Raw genomic sequence first — 25,707 nt, 5'->3', positions numbered from 1 at the left:
ATTAAAAAACAAATCAATTATGGCAACAACTTACAAAACGCCTGGAGTATATGTTGAGGAAATCGTAAAGTTTCCCCCTTCTGTTGCCCAGGTAGAGACTGCGATTCCGTGCTTTATTGGCTATACTGAAAAAGCCACGAACAAGATTAATGGAGATTTGAAATCAAAACCGACAAGAATAACATCTCTTTTAGAATATGAACGCTTTTTTGGCTTTGCCAAACCAGAAACAACAATTAGTGTAACCATTAATGATGTTGCAACAGAGAATGGAGATACAAGATCTATTGTTGTGGATCAGCCAACTTCAAAACAGCCTTTTTTAATGTATTATTCATTGCAGCTATTCTTTGCAAATGGCGGTGGTCCTTGCTACATTATTTCGGTTGGGCGTTATGGAAATGATTTAGATGAAGAAGACGCTCCAGTCACAACAATCAATAGCATTGCTAAATTGGCTGAGGGATTGGCAGAATTAGAAAAGGTAGACGAACCAACTCTAATTCTATTTCCTGATGCAACAAAAGTAAGCGGAATAGATAAAGCTAATTTCTACGGATTGTACAATAGCGCATTATTGCAATGCCAAAATCTTCAGGACAGATTTACCTTAATAGACACTTTAAGTTATGATGAATCAAGTCCAACAGATCCAAATATAGATGATTTAAGAGGTGTAATTAGTGCTGAAAAAGATACTATTAAATACGGAGCCGCATATTATCCGCACTTAGAAACCATCTTAGACTATGCCTTTGACAGCAGTAAAATTGTACTAAAACATTACTCTTATACAGCAAAAGCGTATGATCAAATCGCTGTGGGACTAGAACCAATTGAAAATGCAACTACAGGAATTGATGCAACTGTTGCGAAATTGGTTGACGTTACCACTACTCCTGGAGATATTTCTGGACAAATAAGCGATTTATTTTTGCAAATGTACAGTGGTGGCGCAACAGGTTTTAATTTAGCCGTAACCTTTGAAAGTGACCCTGCGAAAAAAACAGCTTTCCTAGAAAAACTGAATGTTCTGCTTACTTCTTTAGAAAGTTTGTCTCTTTTGAGAAATTCGCTAAACGATGAAGCAAATGCAGCAATCAGCACAATATCTGATGAGGATATGGTTATTGCAAATAACATCACAAGTGCTTTGACTACTTTTAATTCGAATTTTACTGCTGCAGATAAAATTGATTCTGTATATAAAAATCTAAAAGCATTAAAGAAAAAAATACAGGACGAGAACGCAACGGCAAAACTGCTTAAAATTGTTTCAACAGATCCTGTAAGTTTTGATAAAGAATTAAAAAAACTTGTAGAATACGATCCCTTTACTAGTCAAACTGGAATTACGGTATCTAAAAATACTTTTTCTCCTATTAAGGCAAACCTTCTTACACTATTAGATGCTATTAAATCTGTTAGCGGAAAAGATGTCAACAACGGAGCATTAAACGGAAGAAAATTAAGCACTTTAGAAACTATCGACAATGCGACTTTCAATAAAATCCTTACTGAAATCTACAACCTTCCTATAACACTTCCGCCAAGCTCTGCTATTGCGGGAATATATGCCAGAGTTGATAAAGATCGAGGCGTATGGAAAGCTCCTGCAAATGTAAGTCTAAACTATGTCATAAAACCAACGGTTAAAATAACAAATACCATTCAGGACAACTTAAATATTGATACTGTCGCAGGTAAATCTATCAACGCTATCAGAACATTTACCGGTAAAGGAACCTTGGTTTGGGGGTCAAGAACCTTAGCCGGTAACGATAGTGAATGGCGTTATGTGCCCGTTCGTCGCTTCTTCAATATGGCCGAAGAATCTATTAAAAAAGCAACTGAACAGTTTGTTTTTGAACCTAACGATGCTAATACTTGGATAAGAGTAAGAGCTATGATTGAAAATTTCTTAATTCTTCAATGGAGAGCTGGAGCTTTGGCTGGAGCAAAACCAGAACAAGCATTTTACGTAAGAATTGGTCTAGGACAAACCATGTCTGCTATGGATATTTTAGACGGCAAAATGATCATCGAAATCGGTATGGCAGTAGTTCGTCCAGCTGAGTTCATCATTCTTCGTTTCTCTCACAAAATGCAGGAATCTTAATTAAAACATCATTAAAAAATATAAATCATGAGTTATCCGTTATCAAAGTTTCATTTCTCAGTTGACTGGGGTGGAACAAAAATAGGCTTTACAGAAGTTTCCGGATTAGATGTAGAAACTGAAGTTATTGAGTACCGTCAGGGCGCCAGTCCAGAGTACAGCAAAATTAAGATGCCAGGCATGCAAAAGTTCTCCAACATTACGATGAAAAGAGGAACTTTCAAAAGCGATAATGAATACTACGCTTGGTGGAATACAGTAAAACTGAACACCATCGAGAGAAGAGATATTACCATCAAATTACTAAACGAGGAGCACGAACCAGTGATTACTTGGAAAGTAAAAAATGCGTGGCCAACAAAAGTGCAATCAACCGATTTAAAAGCCGATGGAAACGAAGTAGCCATTGAATCTATTGAACTGGTTCACGAAGGTTTATCTATTCAAAATGACTAATCATGGCTAATTATTATCCACCCGTAGGCTTTCATTTTCTGGTTGAGTTTGATCAGCTGGGCACAAAAGAAAAAGACCATCAATTTCAGTCGGTATCAGGACTCTCTGTAGATCTTGAAACAGAAGAATTTGTTGAGGGTGGAGAAAACAGATTCAAACACAAGCTTCCTGTAAAAACCAAATATCCAAATTTGGTTCTAAAAAGAGGAATTCTTATTGACTCTGAAGTAATTGAATGGTGCAGAAAAGCAATAGAAAACTTCGAATTTAAGCCCGTTGATTTAACGGTAAAACTCTTGAATCAAGATCACGAACCGTTAATGCACTGGAAAGTGGTACATGCTTATCCAGTAAAATGGGCTGTTGAAGATTTCAGTGCTTTAGAAAGCAAAATTGTTGTTGAAAGCTTTGAGCTTGCTTATAATCATTTCACCCTTCACAAAAAATAATTTTGACATGCCAATTGAAATCAAAGAGCTTCACATCAAAATAAATGTGAACGAAAGTCCAAGTTCGGGTGCAAAACCAGCTTCATCATCATCTTCTTCTACAGAAAAAGATAATGTAGCTGAATGTGTCGAGCAAGTAATGAAAATTATTGAACGAAAAAAAGAACGCTGATATGACAACTGGTGAATTAAAAAAACTGAAGATTATTGCCTATAGCGATCCACAATTCAATAGTCCGATTTCGGATATTGAAGAGTTCATTACTTTGATGAATCCCGAAAAATATACTTTTCATTACAGAATAGAACAAGATACAACCCAAGCCGCTGGAACGAGCAGTCCTGCACCAAGATTTACAGCGATTGCTCCCGAGGAATTGGAACTGGATTTTGTTTTTGACCGAACTGGTGTTATCGCTGGCAAAGAAAGTACCGAAAATGGTGTTATTGAAGACATTGAGCATTTTAGAAAAGTAATTTTAGAATATAACGGTACAGAACATAAGCCGAATTATTTAAAAATTGCTTGGGGAAGCCTGCTTTTTAAAGGGTCTCTCACCGAAATGACCATTGAGTATAAACTTTTCAGACCAGATGGAACGCCCATTAGAGCCATTGCAAAAGGAAAATTCAAAGGAGTTGTTGAAGATGAATTAAGAGCAAAACAGCAAAACAATCAATCTCCTGATTTAACACACACTAGAACTGTAAAAGCAGGCGATACGCTTCCGCTAATGTCTTTTAAAATCTACGGCGATTCAAAATATTATCTCGAAGTAGCAAAAGCCAACAAGCTTATCAATTTCAGAAAATTAAAAATTGGTCAAAAAATATTCTTCCCTCCTCTACAAAAACAACAATAGATGAACAATACTGACGTCATACAAACCAGTAAAAGTGCCGACTTAGTAACGCATAAGTTGCTCATTGAGGGAACTGAGCTGTCTGGTGTTTACCAAGTAATGAGCATTGTCGTTCATAATGAGGTAAACAGAATACCTATGGCGCAGATTATTTTGACCGATGGAGATGCTGCTGCAAGAGATTTTAAATTAAGTAATGAAGATTTGCTCATTCCAGGAAAAAAGATAGAAATCAAAGCGGGCTATCACAGTGACGAAGAAACTATTTACAAAGGAATCGTTGTAAAACATTCTATAAAAATAAAAGACAATTCGTCTCTGTTGATTGTAGAATGCAAAGACGAAGCCGTAAAAATGACTATCGGGAGAAAAAGCAAATATTTTTATGACGTAAAAGACAGTGATGCTTTTGAAGACATTATTGGCACTTACGGATTGCAAAAAGATGTAGAAAGCACGAATTATAGCCACAAAGAGTTAGTGCAATATAATACATCCGACTGGGATTTTATTGTTTCTCGTGCACAAGCTAATGGAAAATTATGTTTTGTTGAAAATGGAAAAATCTCGGTTAAAAAGCCAGATTTAACTTCAGAATCAGTTGAAACGGTTGCTTTTGGTGCCACTATGCTAGATTTTGATGCTGAGATTGATGCAAGAAATCAGTTTGCCAAAGTTTCATCCTACAGCTGGAATGCATCTAATCAGGAATTATTAGAAATTGAAGCTAAAGATCCTAGCGTTAGTCTAAACGGAAATTTATCTGCTTCTGACTTATCAGACATTGTAAAACTGGAAAATTTAGAATTGCGTCACGGCGGTCATGTCACCGATACCGAATTACAAGATTGGGCGGATGCTAAATTATTATTTCAACAGCTGTCAAAAGTTCGCGGAAGAGTAAAATTTCAAGGAATTCCTGCAGTAAAACCCAACACCATTATCACGCTTGAAGGTGTTGGAGATCGTTTTAATGGCAAAGCTTACATTACTGGAGTATTCCATGAGATAGCAAACGGTAATTGGACTGTAAATGTGCAATTTGGATTAAATCCTGAATGGTTTTCTGAAACGTATGACGTCAATACGCCATCGGCTTCAGGAATAATTCCATCCATAAAAGGACTTCATATTGGAATTGTAACCCAACTTCAGGACGATCCTGATGGTGAAGACCGAATTTTAGTCAAAATTCCAATCATCAATAACGAAGAACAGGGTATTTGGTGCAGAGTCGCAGCTTTAGATGCAGGTGACAACAGAGGCATTTTTTTTAGACCAGAAATTGAAGACGAAGTAATTATTGGCTTTATCAACGAAGATCCGAATGATGCGATTGTTTTAGGAATGCTTCACAGCAGCGCAAAACCCGCTCCATTAAAAGCATCTGATGATAACCATCAAAAAGGAATTTTCACAAGAAGCGAAATGAAAGTGCTCTTTGATGATGATAAAAAATCGATTGCAATTGAAACTCCAGCAGGAAAAAAAATAACGCTCGACGAAGACAAAGGATCTATCGTTGTAGAAGACGAAAATTCTAATGTTATTACAATTGACAGCGCAGGAATAAAGATGGAAAGCGCGGGCGATATTTCAATAAAAGCAACAGGCGATGTAAAAATTGAAGGCACCAATGTCAATCTAAAAGCAACCGCCCAATTTAAAGCCGAAGGAAGTGCAGGCGCAGAAATGTCATCGGCTGCCGTAGCGATTGTAAAAGGTAGCATTGTGCAGATTAACTAACTCATATTATGTCTTCTATTACAAAACACTTAAACAAAAGGTTAACTATAAAAATAAGCAATTATGGGAGCACCAGCCGCAAGAATAAACGATATGCATGTTTGTCCAATGGTAACAGGAACCGTACCTCATGTTGGCGGACCAATATTACCGCCAGGCTCACCAACAGTACTCATAGGCGGTCAACCAGCAGCATGTCTTGGAGATATGATAGTTTGTACAGGTCCTCCGGATAGTATTATTGCGGGCTCAGCCACAGTGCTAATTGGAGGAAAACCAGCCGCAAGAATGGGAGATTCAACTGCGCATGGAGGCACAATTGTATTAGGATGTCCAACCGTTTTAATAGGCTGATTATGGAAAATAAAGAAGCTTTTTTAGGTACTGGATGGAGTTTTCCGCCAGAGTTCAAAAAGAACAGTAAAGCAGTTGTAATGACATCTGATGAGGCAGACATTAAAAGCAGTCTGGAGATATTGCTTTCTACCAAAATAGGCGAACGCATTATGCTGCCCAGATATGGTTGTAATATGGACGAATTGCTTTTTGAAACATTAGATAGAACACTAAAAACCTATGTTTCAGAACTCATAAAAACGGCGATTTTATATTATGAACCGCGAATTGATGTTGAAAAAATCGATATCACACAAAGTGATGATTTAGAAGGAGAATTATTAGTCATAATCGATTATAGAATAAGAAGTACGAATTCAAGAAGCAATCTTGTTTATCCTTTTTACAAAGAAGAAGGCACTAATGTTTAAAAGTTTATAAGCTATGAGCACCAACGGCAGCCAAATAGACAATGTTATTTTTAAAAGAAATGGAGTTAATCAGGAAGAACGCTTTAGTGATGCACTAGAGCCTAGCAACCTGAAACTTCATGATTTTACTATTGAAGACTGGCTGTTATTTGCTTATAATTTTGCAAAAGAAGTCAACTTTTTCGATACGAATAACGATAAAAAACCAGAAGGCAACTGGCAGGAGCTTTTCAATTATTTCGGCTTTTCAAAAGATAATCTTCCAAATGGCAACATCCCACAAAGAACAGATGAAAGATATGGCTATTTAAAAGAAAATATCACCAAAACATTATCAACTGCCAATATCAATCAAGACCTTACTCCTCACCTAACCTTGTTTGTGTGTTTTTTAAAATTATTAGAATTATCACAAAACAAACTTAATGGCATTACCAAAAAACATTTAGATTTTTTCTATAAAGACATACTTCAAATTGAAAAACTGCCTGCAAAAGCAGATAAAGTCAGTATCATTTTTGAACTGGCAAAAAAAGTCGCCGAAGAAAAAATCGATGCAAACACAGAACTTGATGCTGGAAAAGATCCCGATGGCAAAAAACTAATTTACAAAACCACAGAAGAATTTATTGCCAATAAAGCCCATATAGCGTATTTAAAAAGTGTGTACAATGACATTAATTTGGGTGAAATTAAATGTAGCGAAATAGCTAATTCTCTAGATGGAAAAGGCGAACCGTTAAAAGAAGATTCTCCATATTGGTTTCCTTTTGGATATACTTCCAAAGAAGAGAAATATCCAAAACTAGACGATGCTAAACTGGGTTTCGCAATAGCTTCGGAATTATTTAATCTTAAAGAAGGCGACAGAAATATTGACATCACAATTGATTTTGATGAGGTTTTAACTTTTCATGATCTATTGGATACAAATGATCTTTTGAATAATATCAGCATCCTATATAGCGGAAAAAAGGGATGGATTGGAAATATTAAGCTTAGCACAGACCTCTCTTTTAAAAATGTGAGTCAATATACGAGCATTAGCAGCAACCAATTAAAATTGGTTTTTAAGATCCCAAAAGATAATCCCGCAATTGCTAACTACGATCAGTCAGTTTTAGGCGAATTTTTCTCTACAGAACTGCCAGTGATTCGATTTTTAATTAACACGCAAGATAAAAAAGGCCATACTCTTTTTAGAAGTCTAGTTACAAAACCAATAACAAACATTACGGCAAAAGTTGAGGTTAAGGATGTAAAATCTCTTATCTTAGAAAGTGATACTGGAGCCCTTAATGCAGCAAAACCTTTTTTCCCTTTTACAACCCAGCCTGAAAAAAACAGTTCATTTATCATAAACTATCCTGAAATCTTTTCTAAAAATTGGACTGACGCCTATATTAACATAAAGTGGAAAAACACTCCTTTATCATTTGTAACTCATTATGCTGCTTACAAAAATAGTTTCCTTGAAACCGTAAGCAAACAGAGTTTTCTTGATGCGATTTTCCCAAAGGAGAGCGTTAAAAAAATGATGAGCGCCAACCAACCTGAAGATGGTATTTCCAAAAAAAACAATTCGAAAATAAAAGCTCCTATAGAGATTAATGAGGAAATAGAAGCTGTTGAAGAAACACCCGAAACGCCCGAAATAGACCCAAACGCTGGAATTGTTATTGAGAACTACTTTAAAGCAACCTTATCTGTCTTAGATAAAGAAGTTTGGGACGAACAGGATGAAACAGTCAATTTATTTGACGCTGATGATGAAGAAGATAATGCATTCGAATCGAATATCCATGTAAAAGGCGATTATGGCCCTGGGAAAAGCGGACCTATACGATTGACCTTAAATCAGTCATTTTTGCATTCGTTATTTCCAAAAATATATACTTTGGCCATAATGAATGTGGCGGACGAGCCAACAACACCAATTCCAAATGAACCTTACACTCCTGTTGTAGAAAGCATCAGTCTGGATTATTCTGCTGAGGAAAGTATTGTTTTTTCTGAGGAAAACATTGATTTTACTCTTTCTGCCTACGAATCTAACCGAATAAAATTGTTTCATGAAGCTCCTTTTGGCCAGCAGGAAGAACATTCTTATTTGAAACAGCAAGCCATCAAAAAAGAAATCTTAGATCCTTCTGCTCCAATCGCTAGCTGTTTGGTTCCTGATTATTGCAATGGAGGAGAATTTTATGTTGGTTTTCAAGATGCCGAAATAATGCAACAAATTTCGTTATTATTTCAAATATTAGAAGGAAGCGAAAACACCAGCGTTGATACTTTTACAGGAATACAAAAGGTAGAATGGTACATATTATGCAATAATTACTGGAAAAATCTTGATAAGGATATTTTAGCAAATGGTATCGATAACTTTTTAAAATCAGGTATCGTAAAATTCGGCATTCCAAAACAGGCAACTAATGACAATACGCTGTTTCCTGCCAATACCATTTGGATCAAAGCAAAAATGCACAAAGATTATAATGCAGTTTGCAAAGTTATCGATGTGAAAACTCAAGTTGTTACCGCACAATTTTTTGACAACAACAATAATTTAGCACATTTAGAAAGTACATTACCTGCGAAAACAATATCTAAATTAATTACAAGAGTTCCACAAATTAAAAGCATTGAACAGCCATTTAATTCATTTGATGGAAAACCATTAGAATCAGACCCCTCCTATTATCTGCGTGTAAGCGAACGTCTGCGCCACAAAAACAGAGCGATAACGCTTTGGGATTATGAGCATCTTATTTTACAGGAATTTCCAAATGCTTTTAGAGTAAAATGCCTTAATCATACATTTATTTCAGGTAAAGACACCTCTTTTTTAGCTCCGGGGAAAGTAACGTTGGTTGTAATTCCAGATATCGTCGACAAAAATGTATTCGATATTTATGAGCCAAGAGTAAGCACGGCGACTTTAAACAGCATCGAGAGTTTTATTAATTCTAAAAATTCAATGTTAGTTTCTGCAAAAGTCATTAATCCAGATTATGAAAAAGTTATAGTAAAACTGAAGGTAAAGTTTTATCCAGAATACGATGAGAATTTCTATAAAAAACAGCTTAATGAAGATCTTATAAAATTTCTATCTCCTTGGGCCTTCGACACTTCAAAACAAATCATATTCGGAGTTGAACTACAACGCAGTGTTGTTATAGAATATATCGAAAATTTATATTACGTAGATTTTTTATCTATGCTAGAAATGGCAATATACATTGATAAAACAAATAAAGAAGAGCCCAAAACATTAGAAGATACAGATAAGAATGATGCCAAAGCTTATCTATTAGATTTTCAAACTACGTTATCGCCTTCAAGTCCAAAAAACATTTTAGTCTCTGTTAAAAACCACATTATCAGTACCGATATAGATACTTGCAAAAAAATAACCCCACAAGAACCTGAAAAATGTCAATACTAAACCCACATATCACCATTCCTAAAAAATCGGCATCAGAGGACGATTTGGATTTCTTTTATTTAAGAAAAAAAGGAATCGAATATATCGAGTCTTTTGGCAGTAAATTTTGGACTGATTTTAATGAGCATGATCCAGGTATCACGATGCTGGAGATGCTTTCTTATGCCATTTCAGATCTTGGCATGAGACTTAATCTTCCTATAGAAAATATTCTCGCATCAGACGATATTAATAAAGGCATTCCAAAACAGTTTTTTAAAGCTTCAGAAGTATTATCATCAAGTCCAGTAACACAAAATGATTACCGAAAACTGTTTATAGATATAGAAGGCGTTCGAAACTGCTGGCTCGCCAAACATGAGAAAAAAGTATATGTTGACTGCAAAAAAAATCAGCTTTCATATGATTTTAAGGATTATGAAAATCTACCAGATAACTTAAGAAAAACTTTTAAACTAAATGGTTTGTATGATTTGTATGTAGATTTTGAAAGTTCAAAACCCGCAGATATAGAAGCTGTTAAAGAAAAAATAAGAAAACAGTATCATGCTAACAGAAACCTTTGTGAAGATCTTGTCGATATCAAAAAAGTAGTAGACTATCCTATAAAAATATGTGCTGATATTGAAGTAAATACTGAAGCCGATGAAGAATTGGTTCATGCCAATGTTCTTCATGCCCTTGAAAGTTACTTATCTACAACTGTCAATTTTTATTCGCTAAAGCAAATGATTGACAAAGGATATTCGACTTTGGAAATTTTTGACGGCCCATCTTTAGAAAACGGTTTTATCGACACAAAAGAATTGCTTAAAGCCGATTTGAGAAACGAAGTGCGTCTCTCTGACATCATGAGAATAATCATGTCGGTGCCAGATGTAATCTTAATAAAAGATATTTCTTTAGGAAACTGCGGTGGTGATGACTTGGAAAACAAATGGCTTATCTGCCTTGCTCCTTATCAAAAACCTGTTGTTTGTGTCAAAAGTGTTTTCAACTACAACAAAGGATTATTGCCTCTTAACATCAATCAGGCGAAGGTAAAAAAATATTTAGACGCTATAAAAGCAGAAAAAGACAAAGCTACAACCAACGCCAGCCAAAATAAAGAATTAGAAATACCAAATGGCGAATATCTCAATACTGATTTTTATACCACCATACAAAATGATTTTCCTGAAACCTATGGTATTGGCGAAGTGGGTCTTCCAACCAGAGCATCTGTTGAGCGTAAATCTAAAGCAAAACAATTAAAGGGATATCTTTTATTTTTTGACCAGATATTGGGAAGTTATTTTAAACAATTAGGTCAGGTAAGCGAATTGCTTTCCGTAAGCGGAAATTTGACACGAACTCTCTTTACTCAAGTAATTAAAGATATTGAAGGCGCAAATGACATTGTAGACGGATATGATAATTATACTGACGACAGCATTACAGAACTGCTTTTTGACCAGCAGGACAATAATATCGAACGAAGAAATAAAATTTTAGACCATTTATTATCTCGTTTTGCCGAGAATTTTTCAGAATACGTTTTTGTCAATAAAACCATTTACGGCAATACTACAGATCAAGTTGTACTGCGCGACAAAGAAAACTTTTTGAAAGATTATAAAGTCGTAAGCAAAGAGCGCGGCAATGCTTTTGATTATTACAAACAGCCCATTGCCAATTTATGGAATACAAATAATGTTTCAGGAGCAGAAAAAAGGATTTCGAGACTCATTGGTATTAGAGATTACAGTCGCAGAAATCTTTCCAATTCGTTTGTCCAGATGTACAATTTTATTGATTCAGACAATCAATCGGTTTATAGATGGCGAATTGTCGATACAAATAATGAAATTGTGCTTTCTTCAACCGCTGAATACTTTGACACTTCTGCTGCAAATAAGGAACTTTATTTTGCTGTATTACAGATTATTCAAACTCGTGAATATAAAATAAAAGAGGCTTTTAAAAACGGTACTGTAAAAGATTTAGCTATTATCGATAATATTTTAATTCAGCAGTCAGATGCAGGAAAATATTCTTATGATATTATCAATCCAGCCATACCCATTAAAGACAAGAAAAATCCAGACCGTATTATTGCGCGAAGATTTGAATACTATACTAATCTGGCAGATTTAGAAAAATCGATTCTAGACTTGATTCAATTCATGAAAGAAGATTTTACAGAAGAAGGAATGTTTTTGGTCGAACACATGATGTTGCGTCCAGATGTAAATCAGACCACAGTAAATCCAGATACTTTCATGCCAATCTGCGCCGAAGAGTGTGGCGATTGCGAACCTATAGATCCCTATTCCTATCGCGTGAGCGTAGTGTTGCCAGGATATACATTGCGATTTGCTAATACCGATTTTAGAAATTATATAGAAAAAATAATCAAAGAAGAATTGCCTGCTCACGTTCTAGCAAAAGTATGTTGGATTGGATATAGGGAAAAAGATGTAAAAGATCCCGCAGAAAACCAACTCGTTCAATTTGAAAAAACATACAAAGAATATTTAATCGCTAAAACCGATTTGAATCAAGAACAGCCAGAACCGCAATTAATCAGTTTTATTAAATCACTAACCAGTCTGGACAATGTTTACCCAATAGGACGTCTATTTGACTGCAGTGATGAAAACGAGCGATTGTCAGATAAAATTATACTAGGAAAAACGAATTTAGGATCACTATAAAAACTATTGCCATGTCAGCAAAACTTTCAACAATAACAACACAATACCGACGATTCACAAAGAATCAGGTACTTACAGAAGGAAACCTTAATGAGGTTGTAGATTTTTTTGACGACCAGGATCGCCTATCGCGCGTTTACCTGAGTGGCGTTGGTATAGTTTGCGGACTTTATCCAAGTTATGATGAGTCTCCAAAAACCATTTCAATAACACAAGGAACTGGTATAACTACAGATGGTGATCTTTTTAAGTTATATCAGGCAGATGTATTGGGAAACAAAAAAATCGATTTTGATTCAAAAACCTATACACACTGTAAAGTTTATGATAATACAAAAGCGGCGTATAAACCTTTTTTCTACGGAGGTGCAAACCAACAATTGCCACTTTTTGAACTCTTAACAGAAGAACAGCAAAAAAAAGAAAAGGATCCTAATTTTGCTTTAGCACAATTTAAAGCAAACACAGGATTTGAAATTAAAGATGCTGTAATTCTTTTGTATCTGGAGTCTTATGAGAAAGAATCTGACTTATGCGTAAGCCTTTCGTGTGACAATCAGGGACTGGAAATTGTGGGCAATTATAAAGTTTTAATTGTCAGTAAAGACGTTGCCAAAAAAATAATGAATTATGACAGCATGATTGGTAAAATCAATTATGTCAATTTATATCATACATTACCAGATTTAAAATCAAATAGAATTGTACTAAAAAAAGAAGATTTTGTTCATCTTGAAGCATTAAAACAAACTTTTACGAAAGGAATTTTCAAAAACAATGTTGTTAAAAATTTGCAGGAAGGCTACAATAAGCTGCTGACAGGTTTAAATATGCCAGTAGTTTTAGAAGTTATTCAAAAAAAGATAACCGAACTATTCAATTTTGATGGAGATCCGGTACTTCCATCAGATTTTCAATATCGATATGATTTGCTTAACGATCTTGTTGATACTTACAATGAAATCAGAGCACTTTTACTCGACATAGAGGATAGTTATTGCTATCCTGATATTAATGCGTTTCCAAAACACTTAATGCTTGGCGAACTAATAAAAACAGAACCTTGTTTTGAATTTCGTCATGCTTTTTACAAATCACCTTTGCTTACAGGAGAAAGCCTTACCGCTTGCAATGACTGCCTTGAAGACGCTTCTAAAGACTCTGAGGAAGAAATAAAAATATGTTATGGCGAAAACACAGCCAGACAAAGAATGTACAGTCTTATTCTGAGAAGTACAGAGCTATTAGAAAATTACAATACATCGTATGATTATATAAAAATTACACCTTCTCTGCAATTGGGCAAATTGGGCAAAAAAGCTATTCCTTTTTACAATGATGTGAAAGATTCGCTTATTAAAGCTTGGGATTTTAATAAAACTATTTTAGGGTTAGAAAAAAACAATGTTAGTTACCACGATGATTTATTAAATACTAAAAAACCGCTCGAAATACATCTTGATAGTGATTTTTACAGAATTGAAGGTCATCAAGGGCGCAATTACAAAGAAGCATTAAAAGTAATCCAGCAAATTAGACTAGATAATGGTCTTGGATTCAACATAATAATACTAGCAGTAAATGCTAATGAACTGGATAAAACTATCCAGAAATTCACCGAGTATTATCTTAACAAAAATCATGGTTACGAGCATAAAGCGGGTGTAATTCCAGGCGGCACATTTATAATGATCTATCTGGAAGAAAAAGTGCCTTATTACTATTATTATAATACCCGTAGACCATCTTTAACTGGGGATTTTGAAAAATTCACAGAAGGCATTCCTATTTTAAATCCAATTGTTGCCGATTTTTCATTGCCTTATTTGTGTTGTGATGAAAACAATATTGGTCTTAGTTTACCTGTAGATAAAATTTGCTTTGACAGCAAAACACCTCCTCTGCCTTTTAAAGTGTCTCCATCTGGAGGTTTTGTAAAAGCCAATGTTAGACCTGATCAAAATGGAGGAATAACAGTAAATGAATATGGCGCACTTGTATTTGACCCAAATTTAGTAAGCAAAGAGTTAATTGGCCAGCCTATAACCTTTACGGTTAATAATTTTGATACCGATTGCAAAATAACCATTTTTGAAAAACCAAAATTCGATTTTGCTGGTGTTCCTTTAAAATCTCCAGGAGCTGACGAAACCGAAGTCACTTTTACCATAACTGGCGAAAATATCGAAGGAAATAAGTATACCTGGGATTTTGGAGACAAAACCGATTGGGTTACAGATGATAAAACCGAAATAACACACGTCTACAAGTATAACAGTGAATCACAAAAGAAATTTACATTTGATGTTATGCTTTATGCAGACAATGGCAATTGCGATTTTAAAGTCACTCATCCTATAAGCTTTGAAATTCCAGATCCAAAAATACTGGTTGATGGTAAATTAGTAAACAAAATATCTTTTTGCCGAAACGATAAACCTGTAGAACTTACTCTAGAACCTAATGTAAAAGGGGCACAAATTTTAGGAGAAGGAGTTCAAGTTACATTCGGAGAAAAATATATGTTCACTCCAAGCGAGGTATCTAAGGACGTCCAAATCGTAACCATTTTTATAGACGACAAACCATCCAATCTTACCATTACACTTCTAGATCTGCCTACTGCTAGTTTAAGTTACAATGTAGATGCTACGACCGGAATTCTAACACTAAATAACAATTCTATAAACGCCGCAACATACATCTGGGAAATCAATAAAGAAGTAGTAAAAACAGATAAGAAAGATGCAATAACACGCCCAATTTCTTTATACAATGAATCTTCTATTTCTGTTTCATTAATTGCCGAAGGTAAATGTGGTTCGGTTACTGATGGTCCAAGGTTAATTGAAATTAGAAAACCAGTTGAAGGAAATAAATGTCTTGATAATGCTGGTTTATTTATAAACAATTCGCTTGTAACGATTTATAATTTAAAAGAAATTTCTGTTTCAAATAAATTCAATAGAGAAACTAATCGCTTAATTTCTGAAACAGAAAACAGATTTGTCGAAGTTCAAAAAAATATTGAGAGCTACATTGCCGGTAAATCAAATGATAATTTATCTGAATTATTCACACAAGAAAACTTCAATTTAATATCGACAGTTGTTGGCGCTGCCATTAAACTTCAAAATCCGGAACTAATTACTGCAGTACAAACGCTTATATCGCTAAATACCTCATTGTTTTACACTATTTTGAGATGCCAAGATCCAGAAACGCTTAAAACATCAGAAAAACAAATTATCCCAATAGAATTACTTTTTACGGATTTATTTAAAAGTTTCGTCGAAATAAAATTCAATGCGGATAAAGACGGAACCTTGAAAGAGTTTTTAACAAGCATGCTGAAAGTATTTCCAAAAATTGATTTTATCATATCCTCTTTAAACATACAAATAGAAACCCTTACAGCTAGTGCAAAATTCAAGTAAACATATCATCAATAAAGTATTCCTCGAGATAAATACCAATTCTAAAGAAAAAGGATATTATCTCAAGGACAATATTGATGCGTTTTTACAAAAAGAAGTATTCTCGCTTTTGGAAAATTATTTTAATGAAGTGGATTCAAAAAATCCTTCATACAGTATACAATTAGATAAACTCAATCTTGACATTGCTATAAATCAAAACTTAGATTTTGAAGATTTCAAAAAACAGATTCTAAAAAAAATCACCACACAAGTTGAAGAAATTTTTGAAACAGAAGAAAAAAATATTGAAGGGTATAAACTCATTAAACCGCAAGAAAAAGAAATAGAAAGCTTCTTTCATTTTCTAGAAACTGGCACAAATGCTTGGTGGATAACTTTAGATAATGACTTTAAAACAATTGAGGGCAAAATAATTAATAAAATTATAAATGATAAAAATTTCTCTTTTAAATGGAACAATGCAATTCAAAAACCAATTGTAAGAACACGATTTATCAAACAATTTAGCGACAGCCAAATCGTAAACATTATTAAAAAAGGAATATTGCTCAAAAAAAATAGTGCCGATAGCAGTGCCAAAACAATCTCTATTAGCGCCATACAAAAACACATTGAAACCTGTATTGCCAAAAATCAATTGATTCCAAATCAAAGATTCTTGATGTGGGAAATAGTTCTTTTAAGCCTTTTGGAGACAAGCAACACCAATAATTCAATTGTCAAACAAAAACTTTCTGGATTGATTTTAAGTGCATTTGAATTTCGTGAAAAGAACATCTTTCTAAAACACAAAGAGATTTTTATAAAAGAAATTGAAAATCAGATCAAAAACCAAAACGAACTGGAATTACTAGCAAATCTTGATACTATTGTTTCAATTATTGAAAAAAAACTAGAACAAGTTATTTTAAAAGAAAAAGAAACAGAATCAAATACTGTCTTAAATAATCAAGCAACTATAAAAACCGAGACAGAGATAAAAAATGCAACAGAAGCAGAAAATGAAGTAAAAATCGAAAATGCGACAAAATTTGAAAGTGAAACAGAATTAGAAAATGCAAAAAAAATAGAAAATCTGAAAGAAACCGAAAACGACGCAAAAATCGAATCAGAAAAAATTCAAGAAAACAATGAAAATCATGCGCAAAACGAGAGTTTGATTTTGTTTAAAAGCAAAGATGCGACTATTAGTGACCATAATAAAAATATCGAAAACCTTTCGAACGACTCAAAAGAAGAAACTCCTAACATTCACGAAAGAGCAATTGATAAAAAGGATTCTGCTTTTGAGAAAGAAAAAGCTAAAAACGAAGACCGATTTGATGACAATGACATTATTAGCGAATCATATGTTGACAATGCGGGTTTAGTATTGATTCATCCTTTTTTGAAATCCCTTTTTGAGAATTGCAAACTGCTCAATAAAGACAATACTATAAACAATCCTGAAGTTGCCGCGCACCTCTTGCATTATATAGCTACAGGAAAAGAACAGGATTATGAAAATGCTATGATCTTCGAAAAGTTTTTATGCAATATTCCGATAGTCGAACCTATTGAAAGAAACATTGTGCTCTCTGAAGAGATGAAAAAAGAAGGAGCTACAATGCTGCAAGCCGTGTTGAACAATTGGGATATTATGAAAAAATCTTCGGCAGAATTGCTTCAAAACGAATTTTTACAGCGTCCCGGAAAACTGGACATTAATGGTGATGAAAGCCCTGTAATTACTATGGAGCGCAAAACACAAGATATTTTATTAGAGAAATTAAGCTGGAATCTGAGCATTATAAAATTGGCTTGGAAAAAACGAATCATATATGTTAACTGGTAAAAATTAAAGATATGAATGTTGAAAACACCTCTTTTTTAGAATATGATAAAAAAAATATTCGCAGCTTTCAGCAAATGGCTTTAGAGTTTTTATTCAATAATGTGAATCTATCTAAAGTAGTCTTTTGCGGAGGTATTGCAGACTACCTTAATCTTCGTGAATATTATGACATTACCATTAATGACATAGATCTGCTTTTTGAAAATGAATTGGATTTACAGCCAATGATCACCAAATTGGAAACCAAAAGATATCTCTCTAAATACTATAAAACAAAAAATGGAGAAGCTTTGGTGCATATTTTCAGAATTGGCGAAAAATCAGTTAACATAGACAGCTTTCCGAGGATTTTTTCTAGTTCAACCTTTGTACAATCTCCTTTGATGGGAAAAATGGTCTGGCATACCTCGTTTGAAGAAAGTAAAAAAAATCATAATACCGAAATACATCTCAATACTTCAAAAGTAAAGGGCAATGATTACCAATGGAGACGATTGTACAAACACAGCCGAAAAGCTTCTTTGTACAACAATGTTACTTTTCTGGAAGAGAAAAACTTAATTCATACCATTAAAAAAAATATTTCATGAGGGAAGAGCCTAGAATAATTTACAGCTTAGATGCATTTCCTATCAGTAATAACCGATGGAATGAAGGCAATAAATTTAAAGAAACGATTTATTCTACTGCTCTAAGCATACTATACAGCCATTTATGGTATAAGGATATTGAACTTTATGCTGATGAAACAGCGTATAGGTTTCTTTATATGCTTCCTTGCAGAGTAACTAAAATCAGCAGTAATAAAGACGCTGTCATTTGGATGAAATCAAAGATTGATGTTATGAAAAAACAAACGAAACCCTTTATTCATCTTGATAATGACGCCTTTATAAAGAAAAAAATAAATTTTGATTTTGACAAAGTGATTGTTGAACAAAATGATTACGAACTGTATGGCATGTATCAATATCGCTTGGATTTCTTTAATAAATATACTCAGGATTTAGATTATTGGAAACCCGATTTAGGATATGCATTCAATTGTGGCGTATTAGGTTTTAGAGATTTAGAACTTCGGGATCAGTTTTTAAAAGCCTACTATGCTTTAGAAGAAATATTTATAAAAAATAATAATCCAAGTATAAAAAGAATAGAACCTTGTATTGTTTTAGAACAATATAATCTGGCCACATTATTACATCATAAAAATATAAAACCAACATTATTGCTGTGGAAAAAAAACTTGTTCGAAAATAGCCAGCTAGCTGATAGAATTGGTTACACACACATTGCGGGCCAAAAAAAATACAGAATTGACATTGTTCAGGAAATAGAAAACAGGCTTTCTAAACTGTTTCCGTATTGGTACAAAGAAGTAAAGAATGCTTTAGAGAAAGAAGGCATAGCTTAAAAACAAAACGATATGAAACAACAACACAAGATGATTTACAGCCTTGATGTGCTTCCGATAATACATAACAGATGGAATATGGGAGACAAATTAAGAGAAACTATCTACATGACTGCTCTAAGCATACTATATAGTCATTTGTGGTATGATGAAATCGAGCTTTATGTAGACGAAATAGGCTTCAAATTCCTGCATATGCTTCCTTGTGCCGTTACCAAAGTGCAAAACGAAAACAGAATTGAGCTTTGGATGAAATCAAAAATTAATGCTATGGAACTTCAAACAAAGCCATTTGTTCACATCGATACGGACATATTTATAAAGAAAAAAATAGATTTTAGTTTCGATGATGTTATAGTAGAACGGAAAGAAGACACTTATGAAATCCATTATAAAAAACAGGTAGAGTTTTTTAATAAATATACTAAGAATCTTCCCTACTGGCATACCAATCTAGGTTATTCTTATAACTGCGGCATATTTGGTTTTAACAATCTCAAGCTCCGTGATGAATTTATAAAAAGCTATTATGACTTGGAGAAGATATATATCGAAAACCAAGAAAACTTTACCGAATTAAAACAAGAAGGTTATGAAACCTGCATTTTAATTGAACAATATACGCTTGCATCGCTATTGAATTATAAAAACAATAATCCGACAATGCTTTTGAAAGGAGAAAATATAACAGAGCATGGAAAACATGCCGATAGTATTGGGTATTCTCATTTTTTTGGAATGAAAAAATATGACAAATATGTTGTTGATGAAATTGAACTTCGACTCTCTAAAATATTTCCGTATTGGTACAAGCAAATAAAAAATGCATTAGAGAAAGAAGGTGTTATCGCAAATAATCTGCAGTTTGTTTAGTGAAACAAATTAGTATTTCAAAATGATAAAATAACAATCATGAGAGAATTTGAACAAAAGAAAATAGCTAATCACTCCTCTTCTACTTTTTTTGGACCAAAAGTTCAAAAGAAACTAACTACGGGCACTGTAGGAGATAAATATGAAGCAGAAGCCGACAATGTAGCCGATAAAGTAGTGAACAAACGCAAAACTGGAGGTTTATTGCAATCCCGAAGTGAAGAAGCCGTACAGCAAAAACCTATTGCAGAAAGTATTTCAACAGTTCAAAAAAAGGACTTGGCACAAGAACAGCCTCTGCAAAAAAAGGGAGAAAAAGAAGAGGATAAAAAAGTCCAAAAGAAATCGGACAAGGAAGAAGATAAAAAAGTACAGAAAAAAGGAGAAAAAGAGGAAGACAAAAAAGTCCAAAAGAAATCCGATAAAGAAGAGGACAAAAAAGTACAGAAAAAAGGCGAAAAAGAAGAAGACAAGAAAGTCCAAAAGAAATCTGATAAGGAAGAAGATAAAAAAGTTCAGAAAAAGGGAGAAAAAGAAGAAGACAAAAAAGTACAAAAGAAATCGGACAAGGAAGAAGATAAAAAAGTGCAGAAAAAATGTGCAGAATGTGAAAACGAAGATAAAAAGGCTCAGAAAAAAGAAGAAAAATCAGTTCAAGCAAAACTAAAAGAATCAAACTCAGTAAATGAAAACGTCGAAAGCAATCTGAACAGCTCAAAAGGCGGAGGCAATGCCATGGACAAAAACACAAAACGTGAAATGGAATCAGGTTTTGGAGCCGATTTTAGTGGCGTAAATATCCATACAGACAGTAGAGCCGTTCAAATGAGCGAAGAACTGGGCGCACAAGCTTTTACTCATGGTAACGATGTTTATTTTAATAAAGGAAAATACAATCCAGATTCCAAAGAAGGCAAGCATTTACTAGCGCATGAACTCACACATACAATTCAGCAGACTGGATCTAAACAAAAATCAGGAACAATACAAAAATCATCTATAGAAAACCATTCAGAAGATTTACGCGCAGAGAGACCAGAAAACCCACAGTTTAAAGGCAATCCACCGTTAGAAAAAGCAAATGATAATCAGATGCTTATTTCTACTGGTCAAAAAGGGCAATATGTTGCCGAATTGCAAAACGGACTAATGCAGGCAGGTCAAAGTTTGCCAAAATTTGGAGCAGATGGCGATTTTGGAAGCGAAACGCGAAATGCAGTAATCGGCTTTCAAGCAGAAAATGGTCTGAATAAAATTGACGGTATTGTAGGGCCGGAAACTATAGGAGCTTTAGACAATAAGCTGGTAGGACAAAAAGGCGGTGATAGCAATTGTTGCGGAGAAGCATTTCAACTACCACAAAATAATAACGATTTTAATATCAATGATTCCGTTATGTCTTCCTCAACTTTTTGTTCAAAAGGCAATTTTAAAATAACCTCTACCGCAAATTGGGTTACTCCGCATAATGCAAAACATTACAATATATTATTGACTGCCATACAAGGCGGAACAATACATAAAACTGGCAGAAGATATGATGTTGGCAGAACAGAAACACAATCATTTACTGTAAAAACCAAAGATTGCATCTTCTTTAAAGTAGAAGTTCAAGTAATTAATCCTGGAGGTAGTCCAAATCTAAAAGGAAGTTTTAATGTAACCAATTAGAGATGCCAGCATTAAAGCAAATATCAAAATCAAATTCTCCGCACTCCGCGTCGCATCATGACAAGGGGAAAGAATCTTTTTTTGGTGTTCAGGCAAAATTGAATATAGGAAAATCTAACGATAAATTTGAAGTAGAAGCCGACAGAGTCGCAGACCACGTAGTGGCCAATAAACAAACGCCAAAAGCAGAATCTTTCTTTTCGCCATCGCCAGTAGTGCAAAAGAAATTGGCGCGTAATGTTCAAAAACAAGAAGAAAAAAATAAAGAAATACAGCGAAAAACTGCACCTCAAACCATAACACCTGTTGTACAGCTCAAAACGGATTTAATCCAAAACAAACTTGATTCTAGAGTAACCGAAAAACGAGAAGCTAATCCTGCTTTTTCTGGATCAAAATCATTAATTCAGCGCAAGCTAGAAGATAAAGTCCAGAAAAAAGAAGAAACTGTTCAGAATAAAAAAGAAGTTAAAAAACCTGAAACGGTTTCAAAAAGCACTCCATCAATCAAACCTTTAATTCAAAATAAAGGTGAAGAGGAAAATGTACAGCAGAAAAAAGAAGAAGAGAAACAAAACTCAGACGAAGAAAAACAACTGCAAAAAAGTGCGGCTGGTGATGCTAATCCTACCGATAATTCAAACATAGAATCCAAATTAAACAGCAGTAAAGGCGGAGGTTCTCCTCTATCCGGAAAAGTAAAAACCGAAATGGAATCTGGAATTGGAGCCGATTTCAGCAATGTTCGCATACACAATGATTCTAATGCTGTTCAAATGAATAAGCAATTGGGCGCTCAGGCATTTGCTACTGGAAACAATATTTATTTTAACGAAGGAAAATACAATCCGAATTCGAAAGAAGGCAAACATTTACTTGCCCACGAATTAACGCATACCGTACAGCAGGGAGCGGCAATTAGAAAAAAACCTGAACCCATCTCCCCTGCTCCAGAAATGATTCAGGGCTCATTATTATCCACTCTGATTCCTGGTTATATCAAAGACAATGTCAGACATATTCCAGGTTATACACTGCTTACAGTTGTAGCAGGTTACGACCCTCTGAATGATGTAAATGTCGAAAGAAATGCCATTAATCTTATTGAAGGATTTATGGGACTTGTTCCTTTTGGAACAGCCATATTCGATAAATTACAAGAATATGGCATCATAGACCGTGTATTTAATTGGGTTAACGGACGTTTGAGCGAATTGGGCTTAACGCTGGATTCATTGCTTAAATTAGTAAAAGATGCTTGGGACGAATCCACGCTTGGAACTTTTATAGATGTAGTCACTTCAAAATTTAATACCGTTGTTGCTAATGTACGTTCGTTTGCCTCTTCTCTTGTTGATCAGGTTATAACTTGGATAAAAGAAGCGCTGATTGATGTTGCAGAACCATTATTAGCTGAAAATAAAGCGTATGCATTAATCAAAAAAATAATCAAATTTGATCCCTTACGCAATGTAGCAGTTACTGCAACAACGGTCGAAATATTAGAAGATTTCTTAATACTGATAGACAAGCAGACAGAGCTTGAGCAAATGCGCGAAAAAGGCACGCTGCAAAAAACTGCCGATTGGCTTGACACGCAAGTTGGAACTTTCGACTCTTTGTTAAGCGAACTTGGCGGACTCATAACTGCCGCTTGGAATGCCATCCAGCCTTCAAATCTGGCCAATATTGCAGATAATCTCTCTGCACTTGCTAGTCAGGCTGGAGATTTTTTACAAAGAGTTTGGGATTTTGCCTCAGGGGTTGCCCAAAAAGTATTAGAGCTTGTTAAAGATTCCTTATTAGCATGGCTGTCTTCTCAAGCCGCTACCGTAAGAGGTTATTCGCTTGTTAAAGTGATTATCGGAAAAGATCCTTTTACGCAAGAAGTTGTACCTCGCACAGTTCCAAATATGATCAGAGGTTTTATGAGCCTTATGGATGGCGGTGAAGAACAATATGCACAAATGGTAGAGTCTGGTGCAATAGCCAGAATTGCAGGCCAAATTGAAGCTGCAGTAGAGACGCTCAACATGACGCCACAGTCTATTATACAGCTCTTTACCGATATTTGGGATTCTATGACTATAGATGACCTCATTCATCCGTTAGATGCTTTCATGAGAATCATCGAGAAATTTGGAGAACCTATAGGCCGACTAATTGCTTTTGTGGCAGAAATTGTCCGAATTGTTATTATGGCCATTCTCGAAATCATGAATTTCCCATTTGATCTAATCGGAAATATCATTACAAGAGCCCTAGAAGCGATTGATGACATCAAGAAAGATCCAATCGGTTTCTTGAAAAACATACTTCGAGCGCTTAAACAAGGATTCGTACAGTTCTTTGACAATATCGTTACCCATTTAATCAATGGTGTCACAGGCTGGCTGATGAGCGAGCTGAAAGATGCCAATATTCCAGTACTTACCGATTTCTCTTTACGCGGTGTTATCAGCTGGATATTAGAAGTGCTAAATATCTCGATGGAAAGAATCTGGGAGAAACTAGCCGCACATCCTCGCATTGGCCCTGCAAGAGTGGCCAGAATCCGTAGTATGATTAATACGCTTGAAGGTATTTGGACATTTATCAAAGATGTTCAGGAACGTGGTATGGCGGCCATTTGGGACAAAATACAAGAACAGCTTAGCAATTTATGGAATACCGTTCTCGATGCCGTGAAAAACTTTGTCATGGAACGTATTGTCAATAGAATTACAGCCAGACTTTTAAGCATGTTAGATCCAACAGGAATCATGGCTGTAATAAACGGTGCAATGGCATTCTTTAACGCGATACAAAGTTTTATCAAATACTTGCGCGAAATGCTCGAAGTGGTCAATTCGTTTGTCAATGGTGTAGCCGATTTAGCTCGAGGAAATGTCGCCACGGCCGCAGATTATCTAGAAAGAACCATGGGGCAAGCAATGCCTGTAGTAATAGGTTTCTTGGCAAACCAAGTTGGCTTAACAGGCATTGGAGCAAGAATTGGCGAAATGCTTATTGCTGTTCGCCAAATGGTTGATGAGGCGTTGACATGGCTCGTGAATCAGGCTGTGGATAGAGGAATGGCTTTGTTGGACAGAGTGATGGGAAGAGGTGGCGCAGATGGACTGACAACTGTTAGACAAAACCTGCATCAAGAAGAAGAAACTCATTTAACCAATGGTGGCATTACACATGAAAATGCTCAAGCTGTGGCACAAACTGTGGCTACTAGAAATAGTACTTTGGTAAGCTCAATACAAGTTGTAGATGGTGGTGATAAATGGAATTACAATTTAATTCAGAGAGCAGCGGAAGAAGGTAAAAATAAAGCAGAAGCTGGTAGTGATATACACGAAGGAACTATTGTTGGCAGTAATCGCAATAAAACTACAGCAAGAAGTGAGTTAACAAGAATAACAGTTTCTATGGTTGGTAATGGAATAGATCAAACTACTTTGGATCGATATAAAGGGCTTGCAGACGGTTATTTAAAATATTTACGCACCAAAGGCACCTCAGACATGATTCAATGGCCTCTAACTTATTTAAAACTTAGATCATCACGTAGCAGAGGAAGAAATGGAGAAGAAGGCTGGATTAAGGAACAATTTGGTGAATCAGCAAGAAAAAACAATGATACGTACCATCCGAGAATAGTTGATGATGAAGGTAGATCAAAAGTGGTACCAACAATACCCGATTACATAGCTGGTAATGAAATTGGTGACGTTAAAGATGTTAATTACCAATCATATACAGAGCAATTAAAAGCCATAAAACAAGTGGCAAGAGATCAAAGAAAACGATTCTCATTAATTATTCGTAAAGATGATAACCCCAATGGCCCAACGAGTTTGAGCTCTAACTTATCTAATGAAGTACAAGTTGGCCCACATAAAATTATTACACCAGAAGAAGCTTCTGAATAAAATTTAAA

17 protein-coding genes are annotated in these 25,707 nt (G+C 34.9%); all 17 read left to right on the top strand.

Features of this window, described 5'->3' with window-relative positions; genetic code table 11:
* The first annotated feature begins 19 nt into the window (after positions 1-19).
* The 17 genes from DMA14_RS11460 (at position 20) to DMA14_RS11385 (ending at position 25,699) form a co-directional block, all read left to right on the top strand.
* Entirely contained in the window at positions 20-2,119 is a 2,100-nt protein-coding gene (locus tag DMA14_RS11460; protein WP_111424805.1) for a phage tail sheath C-terminal domain-containing protein, read from the top strand.
* Between the two features lie 27 nt (positions 2,120-2,146).
* Positions 2,147-2,575, top strand: a complete 429-nt coding sequence (locus DMA14_RS11455) for a phage tail protein (protein WP_008463601.1) — start codon at positions 2,147-2,149, stop codon at positions 2,573-2,575.
* A gap of 2 nt (positions 2,576-2,577) precedes the next feature.
* Complete coding sequence (locus DMA14_RS11450; protein WP_111378153.1) at positions 2,578-3,024, top strand: phage tail protein; 447 nt, start codon at positions 2,578-2,580, stop codon at positions 3,022-3,024.
* A gap of 7 nt (positions 3,025-3,031) precedes the next feature.
* Positions 3,032-3,196, top strand: coding sequence for a DUF5908 family protein (locus DMA14_RS22915; protein ID WP_203418292.1), 165 nt, complete (start codon positions 3,032-3,034; stop codon positions 3,194-3,196).
* 1 nt (position 3,197) lies between these two features.
* The gene (locus DMA14_RS11445) at positions 3,198-3,887 is read left to right on the top strand and encodes a CIS tube protein (RefSeq protein ID WP_111424804.1); all 690 of its coding nucleotides are present in this window, start codon (positions 3,198-3,200) and stop codon (positions 3,885-3,887) included.
* Positions 3,888-5,633 (top strand): type VI secretion system tip protein VgrG, encoded by a 1,746-nt coding sequence (gene vgrG, locus DMA14_RS11440; protein ID WP_111424803.1) that lies wholly within the window; start codon positions 3,888-3,890, stop codon positions 5,631-5,633.
* A 63-nt stretch (positions 5,634-5,696) separates the two neighbouring features.
* Complete coding sequence (locus DMA14_RS11435) at positions 5,697-5,987, top strand: PAAR domain-containing protein (RefSeq protein ID WP_111378156.1); 291 nt, start codon at positions 5,697-5,699, stop codon at positions 5,985-5,987.
* 2 nt (positions 5,988-5,989) lie between these two features.
* Entirely contained in the window at positions 5,990-6,400 is a 411-nt protein-coding gene (locus tag DMA14_RS11430) for a GPW/gp25 family protein (RefSeq protein WP_111424802.1), read from the top strand.
* 13 nt (positions 6,401-6,413) lie between these two features.
* The gene (locus DMA14_RS11425; protein WP_111424801.1) at positions 6,414-9,848 is read left to right on the top strand and encodes a baseplate J/gp47 family protein; all 3,435 of its coding nucleotides are present in this window, start codon (positions 6,414-6,416) and stop codon (positions 9,846-9,848) included.
* Complete coding sequence (locus DMA14_RS11420) at positions 9,836-12,544, top strand: hypothetical protein (RefSeq protein ID WP_111424800.1); 2,709 nt, start codon at positions 9,836-9,838, stop codon at positions 12,542-12,544. Before DMA14_RS11425 ends, DMA14_RS11420 begins: the two co-directional genes overlap by 13 nt.
* 11 nt (positions 12,545-12,555) lie before the next feature.
* Complete coding sequence (locus DMA14_RS11415; protein ID WP_111424799.1) at positions 12,556-15,981, top strand: hypothetical protein; 3,426 nt, start codon at positions 12,556-12,558, stop codon at positions 15,979-15,981.
* On the top strand, positions 15,965-17,818 hold the full coding sequence (locus tag DMA14_RS11410; protein ID WP_111424798.1) for a contractile injection system tape measure protein: 1,854 nt from the start codon (positions 15,965-15,967) through the stop codon (positions 17,816-17,818). The genes DMA14_RS11415 and DMA14_RS11410 overlap by 17 nt, the downstream gene beginning before the upstream one ends.
* Positions 17,819-17,829: 11 nt before the next feature.
* Positions 17,830-18,408 carry a hypothetical protein gene (locus tag DMA14_RS11405; RefSeq protein WP_111424797.1) on the top strand — a complete coding sequence of 193 codons (579 nt, stop codon included), beginning with the start codon at positions 17,830-17,832 and terminating at the stop codon, positions 18,406-18,408.
* Positions 18,405-19,232 (top strand): DUF6734 family protein, encoded by an 828-nt coding sequence (locus DMA14_RS11400; protein ID WP_111424796.1) that lies wholly within the window; start codon positions 18,405-18,407, stop codon positions 19,230-19,232. The genes DMA14_RS11405 and DMA14_RS11400 overlap by 4 nt, the downstream gene beginning before the upstream one ends.
* A gap of 12 nt (positions 19,233-19,244) precedes the next feature.
* Positions 19,245-20,105, top strand: coding sequence for a DUF6734 family protein (locus tag DMA14_RS11395; RefSeq protein WP_111424795.1), 861 nt, complete (start codon positions 19,245-19,247; stop codon positions 20,103-20,105).
* 39 nt (positions 20,106-20,144) lie between these two features.
* Positions 20,145-21,776, top strand: coding sequence for an eCIS core domain-containing protein (locus DMA14_RS11390; protein WP_111424794.1), 1,632 nt, complete (start codon positions 20,145-20,147; stop codon positions 21,774-21,776).
* Between the two features lie 2 nt (positions 21,777-21,778).
* Positions 21,779-25,699 carry an eCIS core domain-containing protein gene (locus DMA14_RS11385; protein WP_111424793.1) on the top strand — a complete coding sequence of 1,307 codons (3,921 nt, stop codon included), beginning with the start codon at positions 21,779-21,781 and terminating at the stop codon, positions 25,697-25,699.
* Positions 25,700-25,707: the final 8 nt, after the last annotated feature.

Source organism: Flavobacterium sharifuzzamanii, from assembly GCF_003254585.1.
GTDB classification, from domain to species: Bacteria; Bacteroidota; Bacteroidia; order Flavobacteriales; family Flavobacteriaceae; genus Flavobacterium; species Flavobacterium sharifuzzamanii.
This window is presented reverse-complemented; position numbering and strand designations above follow the sequence as displayed.

What these genes read in the sequence shown, in the direction of transcription:
- DMA14_RS11460 (WP_111424805.1), top strand. Translation starts at nt 20, where the DNA reads ATGGCAACAACTTACAAAACGCCTGGAGTATATGTTGAGGAAATCGTA.
- DMA14_RS11455 (WP_008463601.1), top strand. Translation starts at nt 2,147, where the DNA reads ATGAGTTATCCGTTATCAAAGTTTCATTTCTCAGTTGACTGGGGTGGA.
- DMA14_RS11450 (WP_111378153.1), top strand. Translation starts at nt 2,578, where the DNA reads ATGGCTAATTATTATCCACCCGTAGGCTTTCATTTTCTGGTTGAGTTT.
- DMA14_RS22915 (WP_203418292.1), top strand. Translation starts at nt 3,032, where the DNA reads ATGCCAATTGAAATCAAAGAGCTTCACATCAAAATAAATGTGAACGAA.
- DMA14_RS11445 (WP_111424804.1), top strand. Translation starts at nt 3,198, where the DNA reads ATGACAACTGGTGAATTAAAAAAACTGAAGATTATTGCCTATAGCGAT.
- vgrG (WP_111424803.1), top strand. Translation starts at nt 3,888, where the DNA reads ATGAACAATACTGACGTCATACAAACCAGTAAAAGTGCCGACTTAGTA.
- DMA14_RS11435 (WP_111378156.1), top strand. Translation starts at nt 5,697, where the DNA reads ATGGGAGCACCAGCCGCAAGAATAAACGATATGCATGTTTGTCCAATG.
- DMA14_RS11430 (WP_111424802.1), top strand. Translation starts at nt 5,990, where the DNA reads ATGGAAAATAAAGAAGCTTTTTTAGGTACTGGATGGAGTTTTCCGCCA.
- DMA14_RS11425 (WP_111424801.1), top strand. Translation starts at nt 6,414, where the DNA reads ATGAGCACCAACGGCAGCCAAATAGACAATGTTATTTTTAAAAGAAAT.
- DMA14_RS11420 (WP_111424800.1), top strand. Translation starts at nt 9,836, where the DNA reads ATGTCAATACTAAACCCACATATCACCATTCCTAAAAAATCGGCATCA.
- DMA14_RS11415 (WP_111424799.1), top strand. Translation starts at nt 12,556, where the DNA reads ATGTCAGCAAAACTTTCAACAATAACAACACAATACCGACGATTCACA.
- DMA14_RS11405 (WP_111424797.1), top strand. Translation starts at nt 17,830, where the DNA reads ATGAATGTTGAAAACACCTCTTTTTTAGAATATGATAAAAAAAATATT.
- DMA14_RS11400 (WP_111424796.1), top strand. Translation starts at nt 18,405, where the DNA reads ATGAGGGAAGAGCCTAGAATAATTTACAGCTTAGATGCATTTCCTATC.
- DMA14_RS11395 (WP_111424795.1), top strand. Translation starts at nt 19,245, where the DNA reads ATGAAACAACAACACAAGATGATTTACAGCCTTGATGTGCTTCCGATA.
- DMA14_RS11390 (WP_111424794.1), top strand. Translation starts at nt 20,145, where the DNA reads ATGAGAGAATTTGAACAAAAGAAAATAGCTAATCACTCCTCTTCTACT.
- DMA14_RS11385 (WP_111424793.1), top strand. Translation starts at nt 21,779, where the DNA reads ATGCCAGCATTAAAGCAAATATCAAAATCAAATTCTCCGCACTCCGCG.